Source organism: Bryocella sp. (genome assembly GCF_058498515.1).
The window spans coordinates 1-3,137 of record NZ_JBMHYI010000039.1 but is presented as its reverse complement, the minus strand read 5'-3'; the positions used below and the strand labels follow the sequence as shown (position 1 = coordinate 3,137).

Genomic DNA, 3,137 nt, shown 5'->3' with positions numbered 1-3,137 from the left:
TTCAACGAAACCCGCGCGGAGTGTGAGCGAGGGGTGGCCGGTGAAGTTCGTGATGACCAGGAACTCGTCGCGCAAAGATGGGACGAGGAGGAGGTCGACTTCGGAGAAGACGCGTTCCATTTCCATCGCGACCTTGCGCCGGAGGCGGTCGGCCTGCACGAAGTCTACGGCGGAGAGGAAGCGGGACTGGCGGAAGGTGTTGGGCCAGGCGTCGGGAACCTGGGATTTGAGCTCGTCGACCTTATGGCTGAGGGTTAACTCTTCAAAGGCTGCAGCTGATTCGGCGAAGAGGATGACGTTGAGCGAGTCGTAGGGCCAGTTGGGGAGGGTGACTTCTTTTAGCGTGAAGCCAAGTTTGCGTGCGGTTTCGAGGGCGGCGCGGTCGACGTCGGTGGCGGGGGCTTCTTTCATCCAGGCGGGGATGTAGCCGATGCGGATTTTGCTGAGGTCTGTTTTACCGGGTATGTAGCGGGCGGCGTCGAAGTTGAGCTTGGCAGGAACGCAGGCAACGTCGTGGCCGTCGGGGCCGGCGATGGCGTGGAGAACGAGCATGGTGTCTTCGACGTGGCGGGTCATGACGCCGAGTTTGTCGCAGGTCCAGCTGAGGGTCATGGCTCCTGTACGCGGGACGCGGCCGTAGGTGGGGCGAAGGCCGGTAACGCCGCAGCGCATGGACGGGCTGACGATGCTGCCCTGCGTTTCGCTGCCGATGGCGAAGGCGACGAGGCCTGCTGCGACCGCGGAACCGGGACCTGCGCTGGAGCCGGAAGAGCCTTCTTCGAGAAGCCAGGGGTTCATGGTCTGGCCGCCGAACCAGACGTCGTTGAGGGCGAGTGCGCCGAGGGAGAGCTTGGCGACGAGGACGGCGCCGGCTTCATTGAGGCGCCTGGTGACGGTGGCGTCTTCCACGGGGATTCGGTTGCGGTACGGTTCGGCGCCGTATGTAGTGGGGATGTTAGCAGTGTCGAGGAGATCTTTCGCGCCCCAGGGGATGCCGTGAAGCGGGCCACGGTAATGGCCGGCGGCGATTTCGGCGTCGGCGGCGCGGGCCTGCTGGAGGGCGTGCTCTTCGGTGAGAGTGATGACGCAGTGGAGCTGGGGGTCGTATTTCTTGAGACGAGCGATGTAGATTTTTGTGAGTTGTTCGGAGGTGATCTGGCGCATTTGAATGCGGAATCCGAGTTCGAGGACGGAGGCATAGGCCAGATCCTCATCGCGGCCGACGAACTTGCCAGCGGCGTTTAATGTGCTTCCCATTGCGAGTCCGCCGACGTTGAAGTGATCCGTGGCAGGGCCGCTGGTGGTGCCAGGGAGTGTCGGGTTCCAGACGGTGGCGGGGGAGATGGTGTCTTCGATGGCTAGCTTGCGAGGGCCGGTGCGGCGCTCGTAGACCGAGGCCATGGATTGCTGCCAGTTGCCAGCGGCCTGGGCGAGGTCGTGTGGAGTCATCTCGATTTGGACAAGCTTCTGGGCTTCCTGGAAGGTTTGGACCGAGACGGCCGGGCCGACGGGGGCGGAGGTACCGAAGGCTGGAGGAGCGCCGGGGGTGGAGGGTGTTTGTTTTGCGCTTGCTGTTTTTGCAGCCATGGCTGCTCCCATGAGGCTCAGTGAACTTTTGGTGAGAAAGTCGCGGCGCGAACGCGGCATAGTGCTCCTTCGTGGTCGTCAGTTATAGGAGGTATATCACCGGCAGGTGCGTGGAAGGTTTTGCGTTGTGATGCGGTGAAGCAGAGAGGCGATGGCAACTGCTCGGGGCTAAAGCCCCTTTGAGAGAAGGCAGTGAGTCAGGGGCCTCAAGGCCCTTGCTAATCCGGCAAGGCGAGGAGTGTAGGTCTTAGGTTTACGGCGAGCGCGGAACAGCAGATCCCCTTCGAGGATGACAGAAAGAAAGGCAAGTGCAAGGCAATTGCGCTATGGGTAGAGCTTGGCGGGAACGATTTCGGGTTCGGGTTCGCCGGCGGCTACAAGGAGTTTCTTGAGCTGGGTCGCGAGCTCGGCGGCCTTGGCGCGATACTCCATACGGCCGGCGAGGTTGACGAGCTCGTTGGGATCGGCGCGTTGGTCGTAGAACTGGTACTCGTGATAGGTGGTGGCCGCCTGATCTTTCGTTGAGCCAGATGGGTCCGCGACGCAGTAGGTCCAGTCTTTGGTGCGGATGGCGCGGCCGGTCATCGATTCACTGATCTGGATGAGCTGCTGGTTAGGCCAGGTGCGGCGGGCTTCCGCATCGTTGATGAGCGGCATGAGGCTGTGGCCCTTCCAAGTGGGCGGGACAGGAACACCGGCGGCTTCGAGCAGCGTAGGCGCCACGTCGATGAGGCCGACTAGCTCGTTGATCTGCTGCATACCCTGGAAGCCCGGGCCGTCGATGATGATCGGCACGCGGATGGAGCTATTGTGGGTGCTGCGCTTGTATTCAGTGTTGCGAGTCATGAAGTGGCAGCCGTGATCGGAGAGAAAGACGAAGATCGTGTTGTCAGTGAGGTGCTCTTCTTCGAGGACTTTGCGAACGCGGCCGACGGAGGCGTCGATGGATTCGATGCAACCGTAGTAGTCGGGGAGCTGCGCCTGCCAGGTGCCGGGGAGAGCGCGGAGATCGTCGGGCACCGTGCAATTTTGATAGCGAGCGGCGAAGCCCTTGGGAGCGATGGGCTGGTGCATGTCGTTCTGCTGGTGCGGCTCAAGCTGCGAGATGAAAAGGAAGAAGGGTTTGTCTTGCTTTTGACGGAGGAAACGCTCGGCGCGGTCGGTGAGATAGTCAACACGGTACTCGTCCTTGTAGGTCATCTCCTTGTTGTCGCGGTCCCAGATGCTGCCGTAGTAGGGGTGGGATGTATTTTCGATGGCGTTGGCGCCTTCCCAAAGATCGAGAAAGCCGCCGCGGTCGGCTGCTTTGACGGGGCCGGTGCTGCCGCCTTCGGCGGGACGCTCGAGTGCAAGATGCCACTTGCCGATGAGGTTGGCGGTGTAGCCTGCCTTGCGTAACTCGCCGGCCAGCGTGGGCAGCGACTTGTTGAGCTCGAGACCGTTATGCCAGACGCCGGTTTCCGTTGCGTAGCGGCTGGTGAAGATGACCGAGCGTGAAGGCGCGCAGACTGGCTGGTTGGTGACGGCGTGCGTGAAGTTCTTGCCGCGCT

General features: G+C 62.0%; 2 protein-coding genes. Both read right to left on the bottom strand.

The annotated features are described in order from the left end of the window. The coding region (locus AC5E6W_RS10560; RefSeq protein WP_491752257.1) for an amidase at positions 1-1,587 on the bottom strand (1,587 nt) is incomplete at its 3' end. Positions 1,588-1,911: 324 nt separating this feature from the next. Then, a partial coding sequence (locus tag AC5E6W_RS10555) for a sulfatase-like hydrolase/transferase (RefSeq protein WP_491752256.1) occupies positions 1,912-3,137 on the bottom strand: 1,226 nt, incomplete at its 5' end.